The following is a 24,685-nucleotide window of genomic DNA, read 5'->3' as shown; positions in this document are numbered from 1 at the left end:
GCCACCGACAGTCGCCGTACCCAGGGTGTGTCGGAGCGCACTCGAATAGGCTCGGACCCATGCGTACGCTCGTCATCGGCGGAACCGGTCACATCGGCACCTATCTCGTCCCGCGACTCGTCCGGCTGGGCCACGACGTCACGGTGCTCACCCGCGGCGAACGGTCGCCGCACCACTCCGACGGGACCTGGGCGAAGGTCGCCTTCGTCCAGGCCGACCGGGACGCCGAAGATGCCGCCGGCACCTTCGGCCGCCGGGTCGCCGACCTGAACCCCGACGTCGTCATCGACCTGATCTGCTTCACCGAGGACAGCGCCCGCCAACTCGCCGAGGCGCTCGACGGCAAGATCCAGCACCTGCTGCACTGCGGCACGATCTGGGTGCACGGCCCGAGCGCCACCGTGCCGACCCGCGAGCACGCACCCCGCCGGCCGTTCGGCGAGTACGGCATCCAAAAGGCCGCGATCGAGGACTACCTCCTCCGCAAGGCCCGGCGCGACGGCTTCCCGGTCACGATCGTCCACCCCGGTCACATCTGCGGCCCGGGCTGGGTCCCGGTCAACCCGGCCGGCAACTTCAACCCGGCCGTCTACGAGAAGCTCGCCCAAGGCCGGGAGCTTTCGCTGCCGAACTTCGGGCTGGAGACGCTCAACCCGGTTCACGCTGCCGACGTGGCCGAGCTCTTCGTCGCCGCACTCACCAGCCGGGCCACCGCGCTGGGCGAGAGCTTCCACGCGGTCGCCAGTGACGCGTTGACCCTGCGCGGGTACGCCGAAGGTGTCGCGCAACGGTTCGGCAAGGAAGCACAGCTGGTCTTCCTGGCGTGGGACGAGTGGGCGGACATCATGCCCGAGCAGGACGTGGCGGCGACCCGCGACCACATCCTGCACAGCCCGAACTGCTCGATGGAGAAGGCCGAGCGGCTCCTCGGCTACCGGCCGCGCTACTCCGCGATCGAGGCCGCGCTGGCCGGCATCGACTGGCTCGTCGACACCGGCAAGATCACTGCTTAGAGGCGGGATGCACCAGCAGCGGGCGAGCTGCTTCCAGGTGCTGGCGGCACAGGTCGGCGAGTACGTCGTACGCCTTGTGGCCCATCAGCGTCTGCAGCTCGACCTTGCTTGACTCGAACACCGGCTCGACGGCGATGTGCGCCTCGGTGTTGCCGGTGCAGTACCAGTCGAGGTCGTGCCCGCCCGGGCCCCAGCCGCGACGGTCGTACTCCGCGATGCCGACCTCGGTGTACGACGTACCGTCCGGGCGCTCGACCTCGCGGAACGTCCGCCGGATCGGCAGCTGCCAGCAGACGTCCGGCTTGGTCTCGACGAAGTGCACGCCGCGCTTGAGCGCGAGCCCGTGCAGCGCGCATCCGGCGCCACCCGCGAACCCGGGGCGGTTCAGGAAGATGCAGGCACCGTCCCAGACCCGGGTCTTGCGCTCGCCCTCGTCGTCGGTCTCGACCCAGCCGTTCGCGCGACCCTCCTTGCGGAACTGCCAGTCGTCCTTGGAGAGCTCCTTGACGTACTTCTTCACACGCTTCTCGTCGTCGGCGTCGGAGAAGTGCGCACCGAGCGTGCAGCAGCCGTCGTTCGGACGGCCCTTGTAGATCCCCTGGCAGCCGCCTCCGAAGATGCAGGACCAGTTGGACGTCAGCCAGGTCAGGTCGCAGCGGAAGACCTGGTCGGAGTCGTCGGGGTCGACGAACTCGACCCAGGCGCGGGGGAAGTCGAGAGAAACCTCAGGCACCTGGAAAGCCTACGCGCAACCGGGAAGCCACCGATACTCCGGTTGTCCAGTAGCGTGAGGGTATGCGGCTCGGCGTACTCGACGTGGGATCCAACACCGTCCATCTGCTCGTGGTGGACGCTCATCGTGGTGCCGCGCCGCTGCCGGCGTACTCGCACAAGACCGAGCTGCGGCTGGCCGAGCACCTGGACGAGCATGGCAAGATCGACCAGTCCGGTGCGGACGGGCTGATCGCGTTCACCAAGGAAGCCGTCGAGCTGGCCGAGGACAAGGGCTGCGAGTCGGTGCTCGCGTTCGCCACGTCGGCGCTGCGCGAGGCGCCGAACGGTGAGAAGGTGCTGGACCGCGTCCGCTCCGAGACCGGCGTGGACCTCGAGGTGCTCAGCGGCGAGGACGAGGCGCGACTGACGTTCCTCGCCGTCCGTCGTTGGTTCGGCTGGTCGTCGGGCCGGCTGGCCGTGTTCGACATCGGCGGCGGCTCGCTGGAGATCGCGGCCGGGTCGGACGAGCAGCCGACGGTGGCGGAGTCCGTGCAGCTCGGTGCCGGCCGGCTGACCCGCGAGGCGCTGACGTCGGACCCGCCGGACAAGGACCAGGTACGCGCCCTGCGCCGGCGGATCCGGATGGAGCTCGCCGCGGTCGCCGGTCCGGTCCTGCGGGCCGGCCGGCCACAGCGTTCGGTGGCCACCAGCAAGACGTTCCGTTCGCTCGCCCGGATCACCGGCGCGGCCCCGTCCGCCGACGGTCCGTACATCCCGCGCACGCTGAACCGCGACGACCTGAACGAGTGGATCCCGAAGCTGACCACGATGACGGCCGCCGAGCGGGCCGCCCTGCCGGGGGTCTCGGCCGGCCGCTCCGCGCAGCTGACCGCCGGTGCACTGGTCGCCGACGCCGTGATGGACCTGTTCGACCTGCCCGCGCTCGAGGTCTGCCCGTGGGCGCTCCGTGAGGGCGTCATCCTGTCTCGGCTCGACCAACTGCAACCCCGATGAGCTCTCGTACGACCGCGAAGATCGGTCTGTCCACCGCCTCCGTCTACCCCGAGTCCACCGCCAGCGGTTTCGAACTGGCCGCCCGGCTCGGGTACGACGGTGTCGAGGTGATGATCGGGATCGATCCGCTGAGCACCCAGATCGACGCGATCCAGCGGCTGATCGACTACCACCAGCTGCCGGTACTGGCGATCCACGCACCGACGCTGCTGATCATGCAGCGCGTCTGGGGTACGGACCCGTGGAGCAAGCTGGAGCGCAGCGCCGAGGCGGCCAAGGAGCTCGGCGCGGACGTGGTCGTCGTCCACCCGCCGTTCCGCTGGCAGCGGGACTACGCGCGCGGGTTCGTCGAGGGAATCGCCAAGCTCGAGGCCGAGACCGGCGTGACGCTGGCGGTCGAGAACATGTACCCGTGGCGCGCGCCCGGGCGGGACCTGCAGGCGTACGCGCCGAGCTGGGACCCGACCGAGCAGACGTACGCGCACACCACGCTCGACCTGTCGCACGCGTCCACCGCCGAGCAGGACTGTGTCGAGCTGGCCGCGACGATGGGCAGGAGCCTCACCCACGTACACCTCACCGACGGCACCGGCTCCGCGAAGGACGAGCACCTGGTCCCGGGCCGCGGGACGCAGCGCGCCGCCGACCTGCTGAACGAGCTGGCCAAGCAGGACTTCCGCGGGCACATCATCATCGAGATCAACACCCGGCGGGCGACCAGCCGTTCCGAGCGTGAGGTCGACCTGGTGGAGTCGCTGGAGTTCACCCGCCGGCACTTCGTGAAGTCCCGGCGGACGCCGTTCGCGGTCACCCCGGACGGTGAGATCTCGGAGCTCACGCCGTGACAGCTGCCCGCCGTACGCCGGGCCGCCGACCAGGTGGACCGGACACGCGTGGGGAGATTGTCGAGGCGGCCCGGGAATCCTTTGCGGACAAGGGGTTCGCGGCCACCTCGATGCGGGCCGTCGCGCGCCAGGCCGGTGTCGACGCGGCGCTCGTCCACCACTACTTCGACAGCAAGGACGAGCTGTTCATCGAGGCGCTGGCACTGCCGGTGGATCCGCGGCTGATCGCCGCGCACATCGTCGACGGGCCGCGGGACGAGATCGGCCGCCGGATCGCGACCACGTTCCTCGGCGTCTGGGAGTCGCCGGACGGGCAGCAGCGGATGAAGGCGCTGTTCCGGAGCGTGCTGAGCAGTGACGAGGTGGCCCGGATGATGCGCGAAGGCATCACCCAGCTGATCGTCCAGCCGGTCTCGCAGATGCTCGACGTACCGGACGCCAAGCTGCGGGTCGGTATGGTCGCGACCCAGCTGGTCGGGACCGCGGTCGTCCGGTACCTGGTCGAGCTCGAGCCGGTCGCCTCGGTCGACGTCGCGACGCTGATCGACCGGTTGGCCCCGGTCCTGCAGCAGCACCTGACCGGCTGATGGAGATCCCGCGCGACGCCGAGATCCGCGAGCTGCACCGCACGTATGCGCCGAGCCGGGCGGCGTTCGACGTCGTGTACGAGCACTGCGAGCTGGTGGCAGAGGTGGCGGCGCAGTTCTTCGCCGGCCTGGACGTCGACACGGAGCTGGTCCGGGCCGGGGCGTTGCTGCACGACATCGGGGTGTACCGGCTGGACTCGGCGGCGTACGTACGGCACGGCATCCTCGGGCACGAGCTGCTCGCGTCGCTGGGGTTCCCGGTCGAGCTGTGCCGGTTCGCGTCGTGTCATACCGGCGTCGGGATCACCCGGGAGGACGTCGTCCGGCAGGGGCTGCCGATCCCGGCCGACGACTACCTGCCGCGGACGCCGGAGGAGGAACTGGTGATGTACGCCGACAAGTTCCACAGCAAACGGACGCCGCCGGTGTTCGTGTCGGCCGACACGTACGCCACGGAGGTCGCCCGCTTCGGCGCCGACAAGGTGCTGCGGTTCGCGCAGCTCCGGCAGCGGTACGGCGACCCGCGGCTCGGCGAGCTCAGCGCCGCGACCGGATACGCCGTCGTCTGAAGGTATTGCGGGGCAGCGACCTGCGCGCTAAATTCATCATATGATGAAAAACGCGGTGAGCTGTCACGACCTGGTCGTGGTGCGCGGCGAGCGGGAGGTGCTGCACGGGGTCGGGTTCGACCTGCACGCCGGGACCGTGACCGGTCTGCTCGGGCCGTCCGGATGCGGCAAGACCACGCTGATCCGCGCGATCGTCGGACTGCAGGCGCGGGTCACCGGCGACGTCTCGGTGCTCGGCCTGCCGGCCGGTGCGCCGAAGCTCCGCGGCCGGATCGGGTACGTGACCCAGGAGCCGAGTGTGTACGGCGACCTGACGGTCCTCGAGAACGTACGGTTCTTCGCCGCGGTGCTCGGTGTCGCCGCCTCCGAGGTGGACCGGGTGATCTCGGCCGTCGACCTCACCCAGCATGCGGACGCCCGGGTGGACAGCCTGTCCGGCGGTCAGCGTTCGCGCGCTTCGCTCGCGGCCGCACTGCTCGGCAGTCCCGAGCTTCTGGTGTTGGACGAACCAACGGTCGGCCTGGATCCCGTACTGCGCAGGGATCTGTGGGCGTTGTTCCATCAGTTGGCGGATGCCGGGTCGACGCTGCTCGTGTCCAGTCACGTGATGGACGAGGCGTCGCGGTGCGACCGGTTGCTGCTGATGCGGGACGGTGAGCTGCTCGCCGACGAGACGCCCACGGCGCTGCTCGACGCGGTCGGGACCACCGACATCGAGGAGGCGTTCCTCACGTTGATCGAACGGAAAGCGGGTGCGCGATGACTCCACGGGTGACGTTCGCGATCGCGGCCAGGGTGCTGGCCCAGCTCCGCCGGGACCACCGGACGGTGGCGATGCTGATCCTGCTGCCGGCCTTCTTCATCAGCCTGATGTGGTGGATCTTCCACGACTCCCCGAGGGTGTTCGACCAGGCCGGCGGCCCGCTGCTGGCGGTGTTCCCGTCGATCATCATGTTCGTCGTCACGTCGGTGACGACGCTGCGAGAACGTTCGAGTGGCACGTTGTCGCGGTTGTTCACGATGCCGATGTCGAAGCTGGACTTCCTGCTCGGCTACGCGCTGGCGTTCGCCCTGGTCGCCGTCGTGCAGGCCGTGGTCGTGGTCTCGATTTCCCTTTATCTGCTCGGTTTGGACATCCAGGGCTCCGCGTGGCAGTTGGGCGTGGTCGCCGTCCTGGACGGCGTACTGGGAGCGGCTCTCGGCCTGTTCGCCAGCGCGTTCGCGGCCACCGAGTTCCAGGCGGTCCAGATGATGCCGGCCATCATGATCCCGCAGATCCTGCTCTGCGGACTGTTCGTCCCGCGCGAGCACCTGCCGTCGGTCCTGCACGCGATCAGCGACGTACTACCCCTGTCGTACGCCGTGGACGCCGTCCTGGGAGTTGCCAAGGGCAACGGGTTGACCACCGGAACAGGTGGCGACACCTTGGTCGTGGCAGCCTTCATCCTCGCTGCCCTCGGCCTTGGTGCCGCCACCCTCAAACGCCGTACTGCTTAGGGGAAGCTGCGGATCAGCTTGCCGTTCTGGTCGTAGGCGCCGCCCTTGGGCTGGGCCTTGATGTCGTACTTGTTGTGGGCCTCCCAGGTGAAGGCGAACCAGCCGTCCTTGACCGGGACCTTGGTGACCGGGCCGTTGCCGATCGACAACCGGACCTCCGTGGCGTTCGGCACTCGGCCCCAGCCGACCCAGTTGTACCCGGAGCAGGTGTCGTTGGTGCAGCTGCCCAGGCCACCGCCGCCGGCAACGAACAGCTCAGCGGGCTTGCCTTGGGTGGCCGGCGCGAGGATCGGATCGGACGAACCGAGCCGGTCCAGCGTGAAGAATGCAGTGGAGACCGGAGACCGCGGCGCCACCGTCTTGCTCTTGGAGATGCCGCACGCGACCAGTTTCCGGCCCGACGGCGACACCGCGAGGAGCTCCGACCGGGTGAGGCTGTCCGATCGGGCGGACGCCACCACCCGCCAGCCGGTCAGGTCGATCCAGCTCTGCACCGAACACTTCAGGAGCTGGTCCGCGGTGCTCCGCGGGAACGGGTCCGCCGCCGCGGCGGCGATCGTGGCCGCGGTCGGCCGGTCGCCTCCGGGAACGGTGCACTCGGCGTACTGCTGGCCGCTCTTGATCTGGTACTGGGTCATGTCGCCGACCCGGTAGTAGGTCTGCGGCTGGAGTGGTCGCTTCTCCTGTGGGTTCTGCAGTGCGCAGCGACGTTCGGCCTCGGCCCGTTTGATCCGCTGGTCGGCTGCTTCCTCACCCCGAGGTACGCCGGGGACAGGTTCGAACGATGCGCTCTGCTGCCCACTCCCGGCGACGGTCGGCTGCTTGTCCGCCGCGATCAGATTGGGCACCAGGCTGACCGCAAGAGCCACGGCGGCCACACCGGCGGCTGCCCCACCCGCGCCGAGGAGCCGGCGGCGACGCCTGCCGCGACGACCGCGTTCCAGGACCTGCATCGTGTCCAGGGGCTGCAGTGGTTCGTCGTCGGCGAGCCTGTGCAGCTCGGCGCTGACCTCACGTACGTCTTCCATCTCGTTCTCCTTCACAGCGCCGCCCGGCCCGTCCGCCGGAGGTCGATGGCTCGTCGGAGAGTGTCGAGGCCCCGCGCCGACTGGCTCTTCACGGTGCCTTCGGAGCAGCCGAGGAGTTCCGCCGTCTGCTCGACGGACAGGTCCTCGTAGTAGCGCAGTACGACGCACGCACGCTGCCGCGGTCCGAGTGACTTGAGTGCCGCGAGCACCTCGTCCCGTTCGGCGTACCCGTGCGCGAAGTCGTCGAGGCCCGTCCGGTCCGGTACCTCGGCCGTCGCCACCTCACGCCGCCACGGCCGGCGGTTTCCGTCGTACGCCGCGTTCACGACCATCCGGCGCGCGTACGCCAGCTGGTTGCCGACCCGCCGTACCTTCGGCCATGCCAGGTACAGCCGGTAGAGCGCGTCCTGGACGATGTCGTCGGCCCGGTGCCGGTCGCCCGACACCAGGAACGCTGTTCGCCGCAATCCCGCGCCGGCCTGTTCGACGAACTCGACGAACTCCCGGTCTCGCTCCGCCATCCTGCCTCCACTCTCCATCTCTCCCTCAAGACGGAAAGGCCGAACTCCCAGGTTGCACCCTGATCAGCCCGAGAGATGGGAGACGTTGTGCCAGGCCGGGTCCGGGGTGGTGGTCACGGTGACCTTGCCGTGCGGCCAGCCGGTGGTGGCGGCCTGGAGCTGGGCGTCGGCAGGGGTGGTGCCGTCGGTGTAGTAGTGCAGGATGCGGACGCCGCCGGAGGTTTCGTGCGCGAGGAGGTTGCCGGAGCCGCCGAGGCGGTCGGTGAGGTGGTCCTCGAAGGCGCGGAGTTCGTCGAGCATCTCGGACTCGGGCAGGCCGTCGTCCCGGACGACGGGATACCGGATCGACACCGCCACGTGCGTGTCGAGGTGCGGCCGGCGGATCGAACGCAGCGGGTACTCGGCGGTCGCGATCACCCGTTGCCCGTCCCGCGTACCCTCCAGCATCTTCCAGGCCGGACTGCCGTCCTCGAGCGTGTGTTCTGCCGCGAACCCGGCCACCGCCGGCAGCAGTTCCATCACCGGTACGGCGTCGTCGGGCACGTCCGCGAGCGTGTCGATCGCCCCGACCCAGGTCTCCACCATCTCCTCGCCCAGCACCAGGTCCAAGATCAGGAACGTCACCCGCCGCTGCACGTCCACCGACAGCGACGCGAACGAAGGATGGTGGACGCCGACGTGCACCGACGCGGAGTCCGGCTCGATCGACACCAGCGACTCGTCGATCGCGACCGGCGGGAGGCCCTCGAACTGGATCGTCACGGCAGGCCCCGGCCGGCGCAGATCGGCGTACTCCCAGATGTCGTCCGACGGCGGTGCCGCGCGCAACCAGCGGCGGGCGGTCGCGCGCTGCGCCGGGTTCCCGGCGGCCGTGACGATCAGCACGTGCTCGGCGTGCAGTCCCGGGCCGAGCTCCCATTCCAGGTCCGGGTGGATCCGGCCGACCCGCTCGTTCAGCTCGTCGTTCGCGTCGCCCGGTTCCCGGCGGGCGACGGCGTCCGCGACGGCCGCGCTGCCGGTGGTCGTCCACCAGGACCAGAACGCACCGATCGGATCGGCCTCCACGGCGTTCCGGCGGCGGCGTCTGAAGATGGGCATAGCCGCATCCTCTACCAACCAGGGGTGCGACCAGCGATCCTGAAGCGAACCAGTGGCCACGCTGGTGTGGTGCCCGCCACACGATTAGGGAGCGTCCGGTTCAGGCGCGTAGCCTGCATTCACCACTGGCAATGGGTGGGTTGATGAGGAGGAACACGTAGTGCTTCGGCGAGTCCTGCTGGGCATGTCCCGCAGCCCCCAGATCAAGAAGGCCGTGTCGTCGCTGCCGGTGTCCAGCGGCATCGTCGCGCGGTTCGTCGCCGGTGAGACCGCGCCGGAGGCCGTGCTCGCCACCGAGAAGCTGGTCAGCAACGGCCTGCGGGTCACCCTCGACCACCTCGGTGAGGACGTCACCGACCTGGCCGCCGCGACCGCCACCGCCGACGCGTACCTGGACCTGCTGAAGAAGCTGTCCGCGGCCGGCCTGACCGCGAACGCCGAGGTCTCGGTGAAGCTGTCCGCGGTCGGCCAGGCGCTGCCCGGCGACGGCGAGAAGATCGCGCTGGAGAACGCCCGGACGATCTGCCACGCGGCCCGCAACGCCGGTACGACGGTGACCCTCGACATGGAGGACCACACCACCACGGACTCCACGCTGGGCATCCTCCGCGAGCTGCGCCAGGACTTCCCGGAGACCGGCGCGGTCCTGCAGGCGTACCTGCGGCGGACCGAGGCCGACTGCCGCGACCTCGCGCACGCCGGCTCCCGGGTCCGGCTCTGCAAGGGCGCGTACAAGGAGCCCGAGTCGGTGGCGTTCCAGGAGAAGCGCCAGGTCGACAAGGCGTACGTACGGGCGATGAAGGTCCTGATGAACGGCGACGGCTACCCGATGATCGCCTCGCACGATCCGCGGCTGATCTCGATCGCGGGCGCGCTGGCCGACCGCGCCGGCCGCAAGCCGGGCTCCTTCGAGTACCAGATGCTGTACGGCATCCGCCCCGAGGAGCAGCTCCGGCTCGCGGGTCTCGGCCACACCATGCGGATCTACATCCCGTACGGCGAGGACTGGTACGGCTACCTGGTCCGCCGCCTGGCCGAGCGCCCGGCGAACCTGCAGTTCTTCGCGCGCTCGCTGATCAGCAAGAAGTAGTCAGCACGGATAGCCGTAGTCCGTTCCGTACCAGGCGCTCCAGCCTGTGAAGTTCCTCGTGGTGCCGTCGTTGAGCTCGTACATCTGCCAGCGGACGCACTTGCCTTCGACGTGGTCGTAGTTGCACTTGCCCCAGCCCTGAGCGGCCGGGAGCGCCTGGCAGTACCGGTCCTTGCCGTAGTTGGTCTGTACGTGCACGACGGCGGCCCAGCCGTTGGCGTCGCCGTCGATCACCCATTGGTCGTCACCGACCCACTGGTAGCAGGTGGCGCCGATCTCGTAGCCGTAGAGGATGCAGTGGTCGACGGGCGCTGTGTACGAATAGCCGGCCGCCGACATCGTCGCGGGGGCGACCGCGGTGGCCATGGTCGGGTTGGTCAGCGTTCCGGTGTCGCTGTCATCGGCGACGGCGGTGGCTGGGGCCGGGCCGCTGATCAGCAGCAGGAGAGCGGCGGCGGGGAGGGCGAGGGCGCGCAGCAGTCGCATGGGCGGTTCCTTCTCGGGGCGGAGGAGTGGGAGAGGAGAGCCTATGTCCCGGCTGGTGAGCAGTGGGACCGGGATCTGGGCAGTTCGTCAGTAGTCTGTGGGCATGAGTGCAAAGGTGGCCGTCCTCGGGGCGGGTGTGATGGGGGAGACGTTGCTGTCCGGGCTGATTCGGGCCGGCCGGCGACCGGAGGACCTCCTGATCACCGAGCGCCGGGAGGAGCGCGCCGCCGAGCTCCGTGAGCGGTACGGCGTCGACGTCGTGTCGAACCTGGACGCCGCGAAGCAGGCGGACACGCTGGTTCTGGTGGTGAAGCCGCAGGACATGCCCGACCTGCTCGCGGAGATCGCCCCGGCCGTGCAGCCGACGCAGACGGTCGTGTCGCTCGCGGCCGGTATCAGCACCAGCTTCGTCGAGTCGCGACTGCCCGAGGGTGTCGCCGTCGTCCGCGTCATGCCGAACACGCCGGCCCTGGTCGACGAGGGGATGGCCGCGATCTCCCGCGGCGCGCACTGCGACGAGAGTCACCTGGAGCTGGCCGAGAGCCTGCTCGCCGCGACCGGCCGGGTGATCCGCGTCCCGGAGAAGCAGCAGGACGCGGTGACCGCGATCTCCGGATCGGGTCCGGCGTACCTGTTCTTCGTCGTCGAGGCGATGATCGAGGCCGGCGTCCACATGGGTCTTCCGCGCGGTACGGCGACCGACCTCGTCGTACAGACCGTCGTCGGATCCGCCAAGCTGCTCCGCGAGACCGGCGAACACCCGACCGTACTGCGGGAACGCGTCACCTCTCCCGGCGGTACGACAGCCGCCGCCGTCCGCGAACTCGAGGACCACAAGGTCCGCGCCGCCTTCCTCTCCGCCATCGAAGCCGCCCGCAACCGCTCCCGCGACCTCGCAGCCGAATAACACCTCTTGCTCAGGTGGCGTTAAGGTAACTCCGCCGAGGTTTCCTGCCATGTTCGAGGGATGAGTTCGCCCATGGGTAATGGTTCGGTCGAGCCGGCCACCGCGCCTGTCCAAGCGCAGCAGGAGCACGAGCTGCCGCAGCTTCCGTGGCGGGTGCCGCTGGACCCGGCGCCCTGGTGGGCGTGGGCGTTGTTCCTGCTGCCGTTCGTCGCCGTGCCGGCGCTGAACTCGTGGCTCTGGATGGGTGCTCGCGACATGCTCGCGGTCGGCCTGCTGACGATCATCGGCGCGTCCGTGGTCCGGGTCGCCGGCGGCGTCGTGCTGTACCGGGTCGAGCTGTACCCGACCGGCCTGAAGGCGCGCACCAGCATGCTGATCCGCAGCCTCGCCTGGCAGGACGTCGGCAAGATCGAGATCGGCGAGGACAGCGTCGTACTGACCCGCGGCCCGGACGAGCACGAGATCAACGGCATCCCGAAGGACCGCACCGCCGAGGTCGCCGCGGTGATGGAAGGACTGCGCGAACGCTCGCTGACCACCCAGGTCCGCCGGCACCGCCCGCGCCCCGGCATCGGCACCGCCCTCGTCCTGCTCTACGTCGTACTCTCCATCGGCGCCTTCATGCTCCGCTGGCACCTGGTCATCTGACCCACGGTCCCTCGCCGGAGACTCGCTCCACGGTGACGCGGGCGATCACGCCGGTGTCCCAGATCCCTTCACCGAAAGGGAATTCGGGTACGCCTAGGTAGCGCTGCGACTCGCGGTCCATCAGCGCCTTGTACTCGCGCCGGATCCCCGGCCCCTCGAGCTTCGCCGTACCGCGCAGCACGAGGTACTGCGTGGTCCCGCGCGAGGTGACCTGGTCGTCCTGCACGACCAGCGTCACCCGCGGGTCGCGGAACAAGTTGCGGGTCTTGCGATGCGGCGCCTGGATGCCGATCAGGATGTCGTCGCCGTCGCGCTCGGCCCAGACCAGCGAGGCCTGTGGTGATCCGTCCGGGTCGACAGTGACGATCGTGACGTTCTTCGGCTCCTCGAAGAGCCGGTGTGCGCTGTCCGGAATTGTGCTCATGTCCCGAACGCTAGGTACTGCCGTGGGAACCTCTGGGTACCCTGGCCGCTGTGTACGGTGTAGAACCCGGTGACGTCTTCCTGGCCGACTGTCCGGCGCGCCTCGCGGTGGAGGTGATCGCGGACAAGTGGTCGGTCGTCGTGCTGTGGGGACTGAACGACCACCCGCGCCGGCACTCGGAGCTGATCGACCTGGTCGGCGGCATCTCGAAGAAGATGCTGACCCAGACGCTCCGCCGGCTGCAGGCCAACGGCCTCGTCACCCGCACCGACCACGGGGGCGTCCCGCCGCGCGTCGAGTACGACCTGACCGAGCTCGGCCGCACCCTGATGGGCCCGATCCGCCTGCTCACCGAATGGGCCGAAGAAAACGGCGAGAAGGTCCTCGAGGCCCAAGAGAGAAGATGACCCCATGGACTTCTCTTTGTGGCCCGCAGCGGCTCGTTCCTGGCAGTCTGTGCTCGAAGGGGCGGAGTACGCCGAACGCACCGGATGGCACGGGGTCTGGATCGCCGACCATTTCATGCAGAACGGGGACGACCTCAGCGTCCCGGTGAACGAATGCCTGGCGTTGATCGCGGGGATCGTGGCCCGGACCGAGCGGGTGCGGGTCGGGTCGATGGTGCTCGGCAACACGTACCGGCACCCGGCCGTGGTCGCGAACGCCGCCGCGACCATCGACCAGATGGCGGGCGGGCGGTTCGTGCTCGGGATCGGGGCGGGGTGGCAGGTCAACGAGCACCAGGTCTACGGCATCGAGCTGCCGGCTGTCGGGCCGCGGCTCAAGCGGTTCGAAGAGGCTTGTCAGGTCATCACCGGGTTGCTCACCCAGGAGCGTACGACGTTTGACGGCAAGTACTACCAGTTGCACGACGCCCCTTGCGAGCCCAAGCCTTCCCGGTTGCCGATCCTCATCGGAGCGTCTGGTGAAAAGGTTGCCCTTGGCATCGTTGCTCGGTATGCGGACGAGTGGAACCACTGGGGGCGGCCGGATCTTGCGGCTCAGAAGGGCGTGGTGTTTGCCCAGCACTGTGTGCGGATAGGGCGGGATCCGCAGAGCGTACGGCGCTCGGCTCAGACGTTCCTGGAGGTGGTTGTGCCGGGGGACACCGAGGCGGCCGAGCGCAAACAGCGGCTCGAGAGCCGAGGCATGCACGTAGTGATGGGGTCCGCGCAGGAAGTGCTGGATGTGGTGGCGCAATACCCGGCAGCGGGAATCGACGAGTTGTTGGTGCCGGATGCGTTCCTGGGGGAAGGCAGCCGGCGGTTCGACGCGCTGGACCGCCTCCACAAAGAGGTACTGGCGAAGATCTGAGCTGGCGGGGCGAAATTGGCGGCACGCGCCCACGTGGATATACGTTCCTCGCGTGCTGCTGACCTACCTCGACGAGTCGTATACGAAGGAACGCTTCTACATCGCGGCGCTCGGTTGCCCAGATGAAGTCGCGATCCCGCTCGCGAGCGATCTCGAACAGGTCGTGCAGGACGCGGCGACCGCGTACGCGATCGCACCCACGTCCGAGTTGCACGGGCATGCGCTGTTATCCCGTCAAGATCTTCTTGTGCGGGGTCGACATTCCCGCGCTGCGGCGTCGCTACAGCTATCCCGAAGCACCGCATTCGGTGGTGCTCCAGCATGGGTTGGAGCGCGTGAACGACAACGCTCGCAACACTCCCGAGCGGGTGCTGGTCATCGCGGACGAGGTTGCCGAGGCGGATGCACATCGACAGGCGCTGATCGACTATCGGAGGTATGGAACACCCGGCTACCTGTCGAGCACGCTCGGCCAGGTTGTCGACACCATTCATTTCGTGCCCTCGCACACCAGCCGCCTGCTGCAGGCCGCCGATCTGATCGCCTTCCTCCACCGTCGGCGCGAAACCCACGCCGAGTCGGACGGTCGTGCGCAGCGAGCGAACGAGCGGATCTGGGGGCATATCGAACGCCGGATCGTCCATCAGCGACTGTGGGTGCCCTAGACGCACGGAAGCCCCGCCGTTGGCGGGGCTTCTGGCTTACCGGATTCCCTCTCGGGCCTCCTGTGCCTGATTCTACTACAGGACTCCACGGAAGTGGCACTGGGCGACCACGACCAGCTCAAGATCCGGTGCACCAGGTCCTACATGGAGAGGGTCGCCACGATCGGCCAGTGGTCGCTGGGGAGGTGGCCTTCGGGGCGGTGGTGGGAGACGGACGCGTCGGTGACGGTCCACTCCGGGGTGACCAGGAGGTGGTCGATGCGGTCGCCGTCGACGGCGCCGGTGAAGTCGTGCCAGCTGCCGCCTTCGGACAGCGGTACGGCGAGCCGCAGCCCGGCGTCGACCAGCGTCTTGACCGGCGGCGAGTCCGGGGTCGCGTTCAGGTCGCCCAGTACGATCCACGGCAGCGATCCGCTGATCCAGCGCGCGATCAGCCGCGACGACTGCAGTTGCGCGACCTCGCCGGCGTGGTCGTAGTGCGTGTTGACGACGCCGATCGTCGTACCGTTGCGGTGCCGCAGCCAGGCCAGCGTCGCGATCCGGGTCAGGTCGGCGTCCCAGCCGATCGAGCCCGGCGTCCCCGGGTCGTCGGACAGCCAACGGGTCTCGTACCGCTCGATCCGCCAGTCGCCGGGCCGGACCAGGACGGGGGAGTGCTCGCCGGCACTCATCCCGTCGTCCCGGCCGGCGCCGACGATCTCGTACTTGCCGAACCGCCAGCGCAGGTACTCGAGCTGGTCGGGCAGCACCTCCTGCAGCCCGACCACGTCCGCGTCCAGCTGCTCGATCGCCGCCACCGTCGCCTTCCGCCGGACCGGCCATGCGTTGTCGCCGTCGGGTGCGGAGGAGTTCCGGATGTTGAAGGAAGCGACACGAATACCTGGGCGGATCTTCATGGCGCAGATCCTGCCAAACCCATGGCCCGGTACGCAGCCTGCAGCCGGGGCGTACTCGCGTCGAGCGCCCGGTCCCGGCCCTGCGCGAGCAGGTGATCGATCGCACCCGGGTCGGTCGCCAACCGCGCGTACTCCTTCTGCAGCGGCTCGATGACGGCGAGTACGGCGTCCGCGACGTCCTGCTTCAGCGCGCCGTACGACGTGTACGACGCGGCCAGCTCGACCGGATCGCGGTCCGTGCAGGCGGCCAGGATGTCGAGCAGGTTCGTCACGCCGGGCTTGGTCGCCTCGTCGTGGCGGACCTCGTTCTCGGAGTCGGTGACCGCGCGCATGATCTGCCGGCGGATCACGTCCACCGGGTCCAGCAGCCGGATCGTGCCGACCGCGTCGTCGGCGTCGGACTTGCTCATCTTCGCGGTCGGGTTCTGCAGGTCCTTCACCCGGGTCGCCAGCGCCGCCTTGTTCAGCTGCGGTACGACGAACGTCTCGCCGTACTCGCGGTTGAACCGGATCGCGACGTCCCGGGCCAGTTCGACGTGCTGGTCCTGGTCGCCGCCGACGGGTACCCGCTCCGCCCCGTACAGCAGGATGTCCGCGGCCATCAGGCACGGGTACGTGAACAGCGACGCCCGCGTCATCGGGCGGTTCCTGCCCTTCTCCTTGTACTGGATCATCCGGGACAGCTCACCGACGTACGACGTGCACTCGAGCAGGTACGCCAGCTGTGCGTGCGTGGGTACGTCGGACTGCACGAACACCGTGCCCTCGGGGACGCCGGCCGCGAGCATCAGCGTCGCGAACTCGCGGGTGAGCGTGGCGAGTCTTCGGGGGTCGTGCTTGGTCGTCATCGCGTGCAGGTTCGCGACGAAGTAGAAACCGTCCGGATCCGTGAACCGGCGCAGCGCGCCGAGGTGGTTGCCGAGCGTCAGCCGGCCGGACGGGGTGATGCCGGAAAGCGAGGTCATGATCGTGCCCTTTCGGTGAGATGGCCCCACCGAGAGCACGAAAAAGGCCGCCTCGGTGAGGCGGCCTTGGTGGCTGCGTGCGAACACGCGCTGGGATGGACCGCCCTAGGCGGCCCACCACAGCTGCAAGTTCGTGTTCACGAAATCAGCTTAGCAGCGATTGGACGATCAGTTCGTTGCGCGCGTCCTGGCCCAGCGGCACCGACGGGTGGACGCCGTCGCGCAGGTAGTTGGTCAGCCGGTACGGCTTCACCCACAGCCATTCGGCCCACCGGATGATCCGCAGGTTCGAGTACTTCTCCTGCGCGTCGTACAGCTGCATGTTCAGCCACGAGCTGTTGCGCTGGTCGGCCAGCTGCACCGGCGCGGTGACGGACCTGCGGACGACCTGGAGGTTGACCCAGTACAGCGTCCGGTTCTGGCCGACGATGCTGACCGCGCGGGCGACCTGCGCGGCGAACTTCGGCGGGTCGAAGATGTCGTTCGAGCCGCTGGCCATCAGGATCCGCCGCGGCAGCCCGTACGTCGACGCGATCTGCTGGAGCGCGTCGACCGCGCCGGAGGTCGGGCGGCTGGACCAGTTGTGGACGGCCAGCTGGGTGCCGTTGCGGTTCAGCAGCCGGATCGCCAGCGCCTTGCCGTCCTGGACCGAGATGCTGTCGCCGAACATATAGACGCCGTTGGTCTCGCGGGTGTGCTGGAACTGCGCGGCGGTCGAGATCGCGTGCGTTGCAGTCGTCCAGGACCCGGCCACGCCGGAGCCGTACGGCCCGGTGGACGCGGACGTACTGGCGAACGCGGAGGTGCTGTCAGCCGCGCTCGTCTGCGCGGATGCGGTCTGGGTCGAGCCGGCCGCCGTCACAGCGGCCGCGGCTGCGCCCACCGTGAAGATCTGCCGACGGTTGGGTTTCATTTGCCTCACAGGGAGAACCTTGGGCCCCTCGGTCAAGTACTCGCAAGTCCGAATCTCACTGTCCGCAGTCAGGCGACACCGGAACAGATGCAGATTCTGCGGTTTCTCGACCTGGATTTGCAAAACCTGTAACGCTTTGCAGTCCGCCGCCGATGAATCGACTGTTGGACCTAACGGGTTGGCGCGGCCAGGGAGGGGTGCCGCGCCGCCCGTTCGTCCTTCACCAGGTCTTCGATCAACGGCCCCGCGACCGCCATCAGCTCGGCCGCGGGTACGTCCAGACCGTCGAGCTTGACCAGGTGCCGGGAGATCACCAGCCCGAGCGTGAGCGCGCCGAGCACCCCGGACCGCACCAGCGCGTCGTCCCCGGGCAGTTGGTCCGCGATCTGCCGCTGCTGGGCGGTCATCGCCGTACGGACCTCCTCGGCCGCCTCCGGATGACTGAACATGGCCCGCAGTGCGGCCAGCGCGGCGGCTGGTTCCTCGGTCAGCTTGCCGGTCAGTGCCGCGATCAGCTGCTCCGCGATCTCCGCGGGCGAGCCCTCGATCGCGCCGTCCGGAGGGATCGAGGCTGCCTGCGCGAACAGCTTCTCCTTCGAGCCGAAGTACCGCATCACCAGCCCGGGATCGCTGCCGGCCCGGGTCGCGACCATCCGCACGGTGGTCCGGTCGAACCCGTGTTCGCCGAACAACTCCCGCGCCGCGGTGAGGATCCGGACCTCGGTCTGCCTGCGCTGCTCCGCCCTCGTGGTCACGGCCTTCAGTCTACGCCCGTTGACTGATACGCTTTCGGTCAACAGACGTAGACTGAAGGGGAGAGACGATGATCCAGGCGATCCTGCTGGCCTTCCTGGCCGGGCTGATGGCGCTGAACGGCGTCCCGCACTTCGTCACCGGAATCACCGGACACGAGTTCCCGAACCTGACCGGCAACTCCGCCACCAACAACGCCCTCGACGGCCTCGCGGCCTTCGCGATCGCCGCCGCCCTGCTCGCGGCCGCCCATGTCGGCGCGCACCCCTGGGCTGCCCTGCTCGCGGGCGCGTGCGGCGCCGTCCTGATGACCGTCTTCCACGCCCGCCGGGGTGCCTACTGGATGAGCCGCCGCTTCGGCAGGCCACTTCCGGAAGCCTGACCGTTAAGGTCAGGAGCATGAGTGGTGAGGCGTTGCTGGTCTTCGACGACGGGTTGACGGCGTACGACTTCGGCCGTGGGCATCCGATGAGTCCGATCCGGGTCGAGCTGACGATCAAGCTCGCCCGCGAGTTCGGGGTGCTCGACCAGCTCAAGATCGTGCCCGCGCCGGCCGCGGACGACGCGCTGCTCGAGACCGTGCACACCCCGGAGTACGTCGCGGCCGTGAAGCGCGCCGGCGAGGACCCGGACGAGTCCGACCCGGTGCACGGTCTCGGCACGTCGGACACGTACTGCTTCCCGCACATGCACGAGGTCTCCGCCCGGATCGCCGGCGCCTCCGTCGAGGCGGCCCGCGCGGTCTGGGAGGGCGACGTACTGCACGCCGCGAACATCGCCGGCGGGCTGCACCACGCGATGCCCAACCAGGCCAGCGGATTCTGTGTGTACAACGACCCGGCGATCGCGATCCAGTGGCTGCTCGACCACGGCGCCGAGCGGGTCGCGTACGTGGACGTGGACGTACACCACGGGGACGGCGTACAGGCCGTGTTCTACAACGACCCGCGCGTACTGACGGTCAGCCTGCACGAGTCGCCGACCACGCTCTTCCCGGGTACGGGGAGCGCCGGCGAGACGGGCGGGCCGAACGCGGAGGGTACGGCGGTGAACGTCGCCCTCCCGCCCGGGACCGGCGACGCGGGCTGGTTGCGTGCGTTCCATGCCGTCGTACCCGATGTGGTGAAGGCGTTCCGGCCGCAGGTGCTCGTCACGCAGCACGGCTGCGACTCGCACGTCGAGGATCCGCTCGCGCACCTGACGAAGACGATCGACGGGCAGCGGGCGGCGTACGTCGCCCTGCACGACCTCGCGCACCAGCTCACCGGCGGGAAGTGGATCGCGACCGGTGGCGGCGGGTACGCGATCATCGACGTGGTCCCGCGGGCCTGGACGCACCTGCTGGCGATCGTCGCCGGCAACCCGATCGACCCGGCGACGCCGGTGCCGGACGCGTGGCGCGAGGAGGTGCAGTTGCGGTTCGGGCGGGTCGCGCCGGTCCGGATGACCGACGGCCGGGACGCCTCCTACGTCGACTGGTCGAACGGCTACAACCCCGACACCTGGCTCGACCGCGCGATCCACGCAACCCGCGAGGCCAGCTTCCCTTTGTTAGGTCTTGATCCGAGCTACTGAGTCACACGAGTCCCCCTCTTTCCCATTCGTACCAACAGCCACTACTCTCGTGACATGCACGGACGTAGGTGCCGGAGGGGAAGCCGGCGCACGATCCGTGCTGGAAGTGCGGTGCGCAATGGCATCAAAGAAATCCGGTGGTGAGCAGCCGCTCGCCGAGGTGAAGTTTCTGACCGTGGCGGAGGTCGCCACGGCCATGCGCGTGTCCAAGATGACGGTGTACCGGCTGGTGCACTCCGGTGAGCTGCCCGCGGTGCGGGTGGGTCGTTCGTTCCGGGTCTCCGAGGACGCGGTGCACGACTACCTCAAGGGCGCCTTCTTCCAGGCCGGATAACACAGAAGCCGAAGGGGCCGGATCTACGGACCGGCCCCTTCGTCATGTCCGGAGTGCCCGCAGTGCCACGGCGGCCTGCTCGACCACCTCGGCCGGCAGCCCGGACCACAGCTCGTGATGGGCGGCGGCGCTCGCCTTCACCGCCTTCTCTGCCAGCGCGACCCCCTCGTCGGTCAGGCGAATCTGCGTACCACGGCCGTCGGCCGGATCAGGCTCCCGTACGACCAGACCCCGGCGTACCAGCTGGTTCGTGACGTTGCTCGTACCGCCCGTCGACAGCAGCAGGCTCCGGCTGAGGTCGGACGGCTTCTGGCGGTACGGAGTACCCGAGCGGCGCAGCGACACGATCACGTCGAACTCGGCCGTCGTCAGCGCGAGGTCGCGGAGCACCCGCCGGGTGGCCTCGTTCAGTACGCCGGACAGCACCAGGATCCGCTTCGTCAGCTCGCTGGTCGGATAGAGCACCTCCGGCAGCTCCTGGCCCCACGACGCGATCAGCCGGTCCACCGGATCGTCGTTCATGGTTGACATCCTAGAATGCTTTGATGATAGCTTTTCATAAAGCTTTCTATTGAGGGAGATGTTCGTGAGGCTGTTGCTCAAGGGCGGGACCGTGATCGACACCCACCCGGAGGTGGTCGTCCGGCGGAACACCGACGTACTGATCGAGGGCGGGCGGATCGCCGCGGTCGGGGCCCAACTGGTCGCCGACGCCGAGGTGATCGACGCGCGGGGCCGGCTCGTGCTGCCCGGGTTCGTCGACACGCATCGGCATCTGTGGCAGACGGCGTTGCGCGGGATCGCGGTGGACGCGGACCTCGGGGTGTACTTCGAGCGGGTGCTCGCCGGCTTCGGTTCGCGGTTCCGCGCGGAGGATGTTGCTGCGGGCAACCTTGTCGGGGCGCTGGAGTGCCTGGACGGCGGGATCACCACGGTGCAGGACTACTCGCATGTGCAGCGGACGCCCGATCATGCCGACGCGGCGCTGGACGCGCTGGAGCGGAGCGGGATCCGGGCGGTGTTCGGGTACGGTCCGTCGCCGTTGAGCGGTGGTGCCGTGGATGCGGGGGAGATGCGGCGGATCATGGCGCGGCGGTCGGAGCGGCTCGGGTTGGCGGTGGCGGCGATCGGTCCGTCGTTCGCCTCGTTCGAGACGGTACGGGCGGACTGGGAGCTGGCGGATTCGCTCGGGGTGCCGGTGGTGGTGCACATCAGCAGCAGTTCGGACACGCCGGATCCGGTGACGCGGCTACGGGACGCCGGGCTGGCGCGGGCGAACACGTTGTACGTCCACGGCAACAACCTGCCCGACGCCGAACTGAAGGTGATCGCCGAAACCGGGGCCTCGGTCTCGGTCACGCCGACGGTCGAGGCGCGGATGGAGATGGGCCGGCCGCTCGCCGGCCGGTTGCGCGCGGCCGGCGTCGGCATCAGCCTCGGCATCGACGTCGTCACCACCTCCGGCGGCGACATGTTCCGCGCGATGCACGAGCTCCTCGCCCTCGGCCACAAGACCTTCACCGCCGCCGAAATCCTCCAGCTGGCAACGTACGGCGGCGCCCAGGCCCTCGGCCTCCCCGACGTCGGCTCCCTTGTCGTAGGCAACCAAGCCGACCTGATCCTCCTCCGCACCACAGACCTCAACCTCGCCGACGGCCTCCACGACCCAGTGGCCACGGTCGTCACGTCGGCCCACCCCGGCAACGTAGACACAGTCCTGGTCGCCGGCACCCCGGTCAAGCGCCACGGCCGCCTCACCACCACCACCCTCGACCACGCCCTGGCCACCCTCGCCGACTCAACGACGTACCTCACGACCACCACCGCCACCGCCGAGTCGTGAGTATCGGCTCCCGATCACGACCAGAATCCACGACTCGGTGGAGGTGCGGGTGTTCAGCGCGTCAGGAGGGTGCGGATCGCGGTGGTGATTTCGGTGGGGGACTCTTCTGCCATGAAGTGGCCGGCGGTTGTCGTCTGGTGGTGGAGGTTGGTGGTCCAGGTCTTCCACAGCGTGGCTGCGTCGAAGCCCAGGGCTGTGCCCCAGTCCTGTTGGATCACCGTCACCGGCATCCGCAGTTTGTTGCCTGCGGCAAGGTCTTCCTCGTCCTGCTGTACGTCGACTGTTGCCGACGCGCGGTAGTCGGCGACGATCGACGGTACGGCGTTCCGCGACGCCTGCAGGTACTCCGCTCGGACGTCGACCGGGATCGCCACCGCATCGTTCGCCCACTGATCGAGGAAGTAGCCGAAGAACTCGTCCGCCGCGCCCTCGATCATCCGCTCCGGCAAGCCGGGCGGCTGCGCCATCAGGTACAGGTGGAACCCGACCGCCGCGGTCGTCCCGTGCATCACGTCCCACATGTCCAGTGTCGGCAGTACGTCGAGGCACATCAGGTGCGTGACGACGTCCGGATGATCGAGCCCCGCCCGGAACGCCACCAGCGCACCCCGGTCGTGCCCGACCAGCGCGAACCGCGAATGCCCCAACGCAGCCGCCACCGCGACCACGTCCGCCGCCATCGCCCGCTTCGAGTACCCGTCCACCGGCTTCCCGCTCTCGCCGTACCCCCGCAGATCCGGGCAGATCACGGTGTGGTCCGCGGCCAGGTCCCGCGCCACGTGCCGCCACATCAGGTGCGTCTGCGGGAACCCGTGCAGCAACACGACCGGCGCGCCCGATCCGCCCACGGCGACGTTCAGCTCGACGTCGTCGACGCCACGCAGACGGTGGTACGCAAATCCTTCGATCTTCATGCCACCCAGCGTCGCGCCGACCGATGAGCATTCGATGAGCGCTACCGTGGGCAGGTGGAGTTCGGGGTACTCGGTCCGGTGGTGGCGTGGGACCGGGAGCCTGTTGAGCTGAAGGGCCCGCGGCACCGGGCCGTGCTCGCGCGGCTGATCGTCGCGCGCGGCCGGGTGGTGCCGGCGAACGTACTGGTCGACGACCTCTGGCCCGATCCGCCGGACGGCGCGTTGAGCGCGCTGCGGACGTTCGTCGCGGCGCTGCGCCGGGCGATCGAGCCGGACCGCCGGCCACGCGAGCCCGCTCGGTTACTGGTCACCGAGGGTCCCGGGTACGCGCTCCGCACCGACGCCGTCGACGCCTACAAATTCGAGGCCTCCGTTAAGGCCACCGCGCTGCCCGAGCTGCTGGCCGGGTTGCAGTTGTGGCGCGGGCCTGCGTACGCCGAGTTCGCCGACGAGCCCTGGGCGCTCGCAGAGCGTTCCCGGCTGACCGAGCTGCGGCTGCAGGCGGTCGAGCGGGTGGCATCGACCCGGCTCGAGCTGGGCCTTGCGGCCGAGGCGGTGCCGGACCTCGACGCACACGTCACCGAGCACCCGTGGCGCGAGGACGCCTGGCGGCTGCTCGCAGTGGCGCTGTACCGCAGCGACCGGCAAGGCGACGCGCTCGCCGTACTGCGTCGTGCCCGGACGACCCTCGTCGACCAACTCGGTGTCGATCCCGGTCCCGCGCTGAACCGGCTGGAGCGCGACATCCTCAACCAGGCAACGCATCTCGCCCCGGCCGGCAACGTGTGGGCCGAGACGGCGGCCGCGTACGACCGGGCCGTCGGCGGCACCCGGGCGCGGATCGAGTCCACGGTCGGCCTGCTCCGCAACCTCGCGGTCACCGGCGGTGGTGGGCTCGAGGCCGCACGCCGGCACCGCCTCGCCGCGGTCAGAGCAGCCGAAGAGCTCGCCGACCCCGACCTCACCGCGCGGATCATCGGCGCGTACGACGTACCCGCGATCTGGACCCGATCCGACGACGAACCGCAGGCCGCCGCGATCGTGGCCGCGGCCGAACGCGTACTGCCGACGCAGGACCACCCGAGTATCCGCGCCCGCCTGCTCGCCACGATCGCGCTCGAATCCCGCGGTTCCCGGGCGACCCGTCCGCGCGAGGCCGCGCTCGAGGCAGAACAACTCGCGCGCGGCCTCGACGATCCCGCGCTGCTGGCGTTCACGTTGAACGGTGTCTTCATGCAGACCTGTTACCGCACAGGCCTCGCGTCGGAACGGGACGCGATCGGCGCGGAGCTCGTCACGCTGTCGCAGCGCCACAACCTCTTTACCTATGAGGTTCTCGGCCACCTGATCCGCCTGCAGTCGGCGTGTGCGCGTGCCGACCACACGTCCGCGGACGAACACGCCGCAGCCGCCGACGCCCTGGCTGCGCGACATGAGCTGCCACTGGTCGCGGTCTTCACCCGCTGGTACGCCGCTCTGCGTGACGACACTCCCGACGCCTACCGCGCCGCGGCCGAGCTGCTCGACGGGGCCGGGATGCCCGGGTTGAGCGACGGCCTGCTTCCGTTGGCGTTGGCCGCGTACGCCGTACGTCATGACGAACCCGTGCCCGAGGCGGACTTCCACCCGACTCCTGGGCTGCTTCTCGAAGCCCAGTGGTGTCTGACCGCCCACGCCGCCAAGCAGGCGGGGGATGAGGAACTGTTGCGGAAAGCGCGGAAAGCGTTGGCGCCGGCTGCCGCAGAACACGCGGCCGGCAGCGGTCTACTCACTCTCGGCCCGGTCGCTGACTACTTGAACTAGAGGTCCTCGGGCGACCCGGTCTCGGACTTGCGGCCGGCCTGCAGCCGCAGCTCGTGGTACGAGCGGTGGGCTGTCCCGCGATACGCGTCCTCGTATGCCGCGAGCGCTCCGGCCACCCCGGACCCGCGCCCCGTGCGCCGCGCCCAGGCCGCGAAAGAGGTCAGCCCTGCCAGCACCACGACCAGACCTGCCAGGAACACGACGTTCGCCATGTTCTCCAACGTACCCGGCGTTCCCAGGTGGATCCCAGGAATCTTCCAGGAGCGTCG

At 69.2% G+C, this 24,685-nt stretch carries 31 protein-coding genes; 18 read left to right on the top strand and 13 right to left on the bottom strand.

Annotated features, from left to right (window positions below; genetic code table 11):
- Positions 1-59: 59 nt before the first annotated feature.
- On the top strand, positions 60-1,013 hold the full coding sequence (locus ACFYRU_RS07175; protein ID WP_387654042.1) for an NAD-dependent epimerase/dehydratase family protein: 954 nt from the start codon (positions 60-62) through the stop codon (positions 1,011-1,013).
- Here ACFYRU_RS07175 and ACFYRU_RS07170 read toward each other — a convergent pair.
- Complete coding sequence (locus ACFYRU_RS07170; RefSeq protein ID WP_387654039.1) at positions 1,003-1,746, bottom strand: hypothetical protein; 744 nt, start codon at positions 1,744-1,746, stop codon at positions 1,003-1,005. The genes ACFYRU_RS07175 and ACFYRU_RS07170 overlap by 11 nt on opposite strands.
- A gap of 62 nt (positions 1,747-1,808) precedes the next feature.
- Between ACFYRU_RS07170 and ACFYRU_RS07165 the strand changes: the two genes are divergently transcribed.
- From ACFYRU_RS07165 to ACFYRU_RS07140, 6 genes are read left to right on the top strand one after another with little or no spacing between them, the layout of a single operon-like run.
- Positions 1,809-2,741: a Ppx/GppA family phosphatase gene (locus ACFYRU_RS07165; RefSeq protein ID WP_387654037.1), complete on the top strand. Its 933-nt coding sequence runs from the start codon at positions 1,809-1,811 to the stop codon at positions 2,739-2,741.
- Positions 2,738-3,586, top strand: coding sequence for a sugar phosphate isomerase/epimerase family protein (locus ACFYRU_RS07160; RefSeq protein ID WP_387654034.1), 849 nt, complete (start codon positions 2,738-2,740; stop codon positions 3,584-3,586). Before ACFYRU_RS07165 ends, ACFYRU_RS07160 begins: the two co-directional genes overlap by 4 nt.
- Positions 3,583-4,173, top strand: coding sequence for a TetR family transcriptional regulator (locus ACFYRU_RS07155; protein WP_387654031.1), 591 nt, complete (start codon positions 3,583-3,585; stop codon positions 4,171-4,173). Before ACFYRU_RS07160 ends, ACFYRU_RS07155 begins: the two co-directional genes overlap by 4 nt.
- Entirely contained in the window at positions 4,173-4,742 is a 570-nt protein-coding gene (locus ACFYRU_RS07150) for an HD domain-containing protein (RefSeq protein WP_387654028.1), read from the top strand. The genes ACFYRU_RS07155 and ACFYRU_RS07150 overlap by 1 nt, the downstream gene beginning before the upstream one ends.
- A 40-nt stretch (positions 4,743-4,782) precedes the next feature.
- A complete protein-coding gene (locus ACFYRU_RS07145) occupies positions 4,783-5,505 on the top strand; it encodes an ABC transporter ATP-binding protein (RefSeq protein WP_387654025.1) in 723 nt (240 codons plus the stop codon).
- The gene (locus ACFYRU_RS07140) at positions 5,502-6,239 is read left to right on the top strand and encodes an ABC transporter permease (RefSeq protein WP_387654022.1); all 738 of its coding nucleotides are present in this window, start codon (positions 5,502-5,504) and stop codon (positions 6,237-6,239) included. Before ACFYRU_RS07145 ends, ACFYRU_RS07140 begins: the two co-directional genes overlap by 4 nt.
- Here ACFYRU_RS07140 and ACFYRU_RS07135 read toward each other — a convergent pair.
- The 3 genes from ACFYRU_RS07135 to ACFYRU_RS07125 form a co-directional block, all read right to left on the bottom strand.
- Positions 6,236-7,267, bottom strand: coding sequence for a hypothetical protein (locus tag ACFYRU_RS07135; RefSeq protein WP_387654021.1), 1,032 nt, complete (start codon positions 7,265-7,267; stop codon positions 6,236-6,238). The genes ACFYRU_RS07140 and ACFYRU_RS07135 overlap by 4 nt on opposite strands.
- A gap of 11 nt (positions 7,268-7,278) precedes the next feature.
- Complete coding sequence (locus tag ACFYRU_RS07130) at positions 7,279-7,788, bottom strand: SigE family RNA polymerase sigma factor (RefSeq protein WP_387654018.1); 510 nt, start codon at positions 7,786-7,788, stop codon at positions 7,279-7,281.
- A 63-nt stretch (positions 7,789-7,851) separates the two neighbouring features.
- A complete protein-coding gene (locus ACFYRU_RS07125) occupies positions 7,852-8,886 on the bottom strand; it encodes a DUF695 domain-containing protein (RefSeq protein ID WP_387654016.1) in 1,035 nt (344 codons plus the stop codon).
- A gap of 160 nt (positions 8,887-9,046) precedes the next feature.
- On the opposite strand from ACFYRU_RS07125, the gene ACFYRU_RS07120 reads away from it, so the two are divergent.
- Positions 9,047-9,976: a proline dehydrogenase family protein gene (locus tag ACFYRU_RS07120; protein WP_387654014.1), complete on the top strand. Its 930-nt coding sequence runs from the start codon at positions 9,047-9,049 to the stop codon at positions 9,974-9,976.
- Here ACFYRU_RS07120 and ACFYRU_RS07115 read toward each other — a convergent pair whose 3' ends face one another.
- The gene (locus ACFYRU_RS07115; protein ID WP_387654012.1) at positions 9,977-10,462 is read right to left on the bottom strand and encodes a hypothetical protein; all 486 of its coding nucleotides are present in this window, start codon (positions 10,460-10,462) and stop codon (positions 9,977-9,979) included.
- A gap of 103 nt (positions 10,463-10,565) precedes the next feature.
- Between ACFYRU_RS07115 and proC the strand changes: the two genes are divergently transcribed.
- Both proC and ACFYRU_RS07105 read left to right on the top strand, forming a co-directional pair.
- On the top strand, positions 10,566-11,369 hold the full coding sequence (proC, locus tag ACFYRU_RS07110) for a pyrroline-5-carboxylate reductase (protein WP_387654010.1): 804 nt from the start codon (positions 10,566-10,568) through the stop codon (positions 11,367-11,369).
- 60 nt (positions 11,370-11,429) lie between these two features.
- Positions 11,430-12,017 (top strand): hypothetical protein, encoded by a 588-nt coding sequence (locus ACFYRU_RS07105; RefSeq protein ID WP_387654008.1) that lies wholly within the window; start codon positions 11,430-11,432, stop codon positions 12,015-12,017.
- Here the strand turns inward: ACFYRU_RS07105 and ACFYRU_RS07100 are convergent.
- Positions 12,010-12,441: a pyridoxamine 5'-phosphate oxidase family protein gene (locus ACFYRU_RS07100; RefSeq protein WP_387654007.1), complete on the bottom strand. Its 432-nt coding sequence runs from the start codon at positions 12,439-12,441 to the stop codon at positions 12,010-12,012. The genes ACFYRU_RS07105 and ACFYRU_RS07100 overlap by 8 nt on opposite strands.
- Before the next feature lie 50 nt (positions 12,442-12,491).
- Here ACFYRU_RS07100 and ACFYRU_RS07095 point away from each other — a divergent pair, with 50 nt between their 5' ends.
- The 3 genes from ACFYRU_RS07095 (at position 12,492) to ACFYRU_RS07085 (ending at position 14,420) form a co-directional block, all read left to right on the top strand.
- Positions 12,492-12,848: a winged helix-turn-helix transcriptional regulator gene (locus ACFYRU_RS07095; protein WP_387654004.1), complete on the top strand. Its 357-nt coding sequence runs from the start codon at positions 12,492-12,494 to the stop codon at positions 12,846-12,848.
- A 4-nt stretch (positions 12,849-12,852) separates the two neighbouring features.
- Positions 12,853-13,755, top strand: a complete 903-nt coding sequence (locus ACFYRU_RS07090) for a TIGR03560 family F420-dependent LLM class oxidoreductase (protein ID WP_387654002.1) — start codon at positions 12,853-12,855, stop codon at positions 13,753-13,755.
- 218 nt (positions 13,756-13,973) lie between these two features.
- Positions 13,974-14,420, top strand: coding sequence for a DUF3800 domain-containing protein (locus ACFYRU_RS07085; protein WP_387653999.1), 447 nt, complete (start codon positions 13,974-13,976; stop codon positions 14,418-14,420).
- A 140-nt stretch (positions 14,421-14,560) separates the two neighbouring features.
- On the opposite strand, the gene ACFYRU_RS07080 is transcribed toward ACFYRU_RS07085, so the two are convergent.
- The 4 genes from ACFYRU_RS07080 to ACFYRU_RS07065 form a co-directional block, all read right to left on the bottom strand.
- A complete protein-coding gene (locus ACFYRU_RS07080; protein ID WP_387653996.1) occupies positions 14,561-15,316 on the bottom strand; it encodes an endonuclease/exonuclease/phosphatase family protein in 756 nt (251 codons plus the stop codon).
- A complete protein-coding gene (trpS, locus tag ACFYRU_RS07075; protein WP_387653994.1) occupies positions 15,313-16,281 on the bottom strand; it encodes a tryptophan--tRNA ligase in 969 nt (322 codons plus the stop codon). Before trpS ends, ACFYRU_RS07080 begins: the two co-directional genes overlap by 4 nt.
- Before the next feature lie 145 nt (positions 16,282-16,426).
- Positions 16,427-17,194 (bottom strand): hypothetical protein, encoded by a 768-nt coding sequence (locus ACFYRU_RS07070; RefSeq protein WP_387653991.1) that lies wholly within the window; start codon positions 17,192-17,194, stop codon positions 16,427-16,429.
- Between the two features lie 170 nt (positions 17,195-17,364).
- On the bottom strand, positions 17,365-17,949 hold the full coding sequence (locus ACFYRU_RS07065) for a TetR family transcriptional regulator (protein ID WP_387653988.1): 585 nt from the start codon (positions 17,947-17,949) through the stop codon (positions 17,365-17,367).
- Positions 17,950-18,017: 68 nt separating this feature from the next.
- Here ACFYRU_RS07065 and ACFYRU_RS07060 point away from each other — a divergent pair, with 68 nt between their 5' ends.
- The 3 genes from ACFYRU_RS07060 (at position 18,018) to ACFYRU_RS07050 (ending at position 19,856) form a co-directional block, all read left to right on the top strand.
- Entirely contained in the window at positions 18,018-18,329 is a 312-nt protein-coding gene (locus tag ACFYRU_RS07060) for a hypothetical protein (RefSeq protein WP_387653986.1), read from the top strand.
- A gap of 17 nt (positions 18,330-18,346) precedes the next feature.
- Positions 18,347-19,522, top strand: coding sequence for an acetoin utilization protein AcuC (locus ACFYRU_RS07055; protein ID WP_387653984.1), 1,176 nt, complete (start codon positions 18,347-18,349; stop codon positions 19,520-19,522).
- A 118-nt stretch (positions 19,523-19,640) separates the two neighbouring features.
- Entirely contained in the window at positions 19,641-19,856 is a 216-nt protein-coding gene (locus tag ACFYRU_RS07050; RefSeq protein ID WP_012923942.1) for a helix-turn-helix domain-containing protein, read from the top strand.
- 42 nt (positions 19,857-19,898) lie between these two features.
- Here the strand turns inward: ACFYRU_RS07050 and ACFYRU_RS07045 are convergent, their stop codons facing one another.
- A complete protein-coding gene (locus ACFYRU_RS07045; RefSeq protein WP_387653981.1) occupies positions 19,899-20,378 on the bottom strand; it encodes a MarR family winged helix-turn-helix transcriptional regulator in 480 nt (159 codons plus the stop codon).
- A 64-nt stretch (positions 20,379-20,442) separates the two neighbouring features.
- Here ACFYRU_RS07045 and ACFYRU_RS07040 point away from each other — a divergent pair, with 64 nt between their 5' ends.
- Positions 20,443-21,699 carry an amidohydrolase family protein gene (locus ACFYRU_RS07040; protein ID WP_387653978.1) on the top strand — a complete coding sequence of 419 codons (1,257 nt, stop codon included), beginning with the start codon at positions 20,443-20,445 and terminating at the stop codon, positions 21,697-21,699.
- A gap of 53 nt (positions 21,700-21,752) precedes the next feature.
- Here the strand turns inward: ACFYRU_RS07040 and ACFYRU_RS07035 are convergent, their stop codons facing one another.
- The gene (locus ACFYRU_RS07035) at positions 21,753-22,613 is read right to left on the bottom strand and encodes an alpha/beta fold hydrolase (RefSeq protein WP_387653975.1); all 861 of its coding nucleotides are present in this window, start codon (positions 22,611-22,613) and stop codon (positions 21,753-21,755) included.
- A gap of 54 nt (positions 22,614-22,667) precedes the next feature.
- Here ACFYRU_RS07035 and ACFYRU_RS07030 point away from each other — a divergent pair, with 54 nt between their 5' ends.
- A complete protein-coding gene (locus ACFYRU_RS07030; RefSeq protein ID WP_387653973.1) occupies positions 22,668-24,416 on the top strand; it encodes a BTAD domain-containing putative transcriptional regulator in 1,749 nt (582 codons plus the stop codon).
- Here the strand turns inward: ACFYRU_RS07030 and ACFYRU_RS07025 are convergent.
- Positions 24,413-24,628: a hypothetical protein gene (locus ACFYRU_RS07025; RefSeq protein ID WP_387653971.1), complete on the bottom strand. Its 216-nt coding sequence runs from the start codon at positions 24,626-24,628 to the stop codon at positions 24,413-24,415. The two genes, ACFYRU_RS07030 and ACFYRU_RS07025, sit on opposite strands and share 4 nt — an antisense overlap.
- Between the last annotated feature and the right edge of the window lie 57 nt (positions 24,629-24,685).

The sequence above is a fragment of the Kribbella sp. NPDC004536 genome, from assembly GCF_042873835.1.
Taxonomy (GTDB): Bacteria; Actinomycetota; Actinomycetes; order Propionibacteriales; family Kribbellaceae; genus Kribbella.
This window is presented reverse-complemented; position numbering and strand designations above follow the sequence as displayed.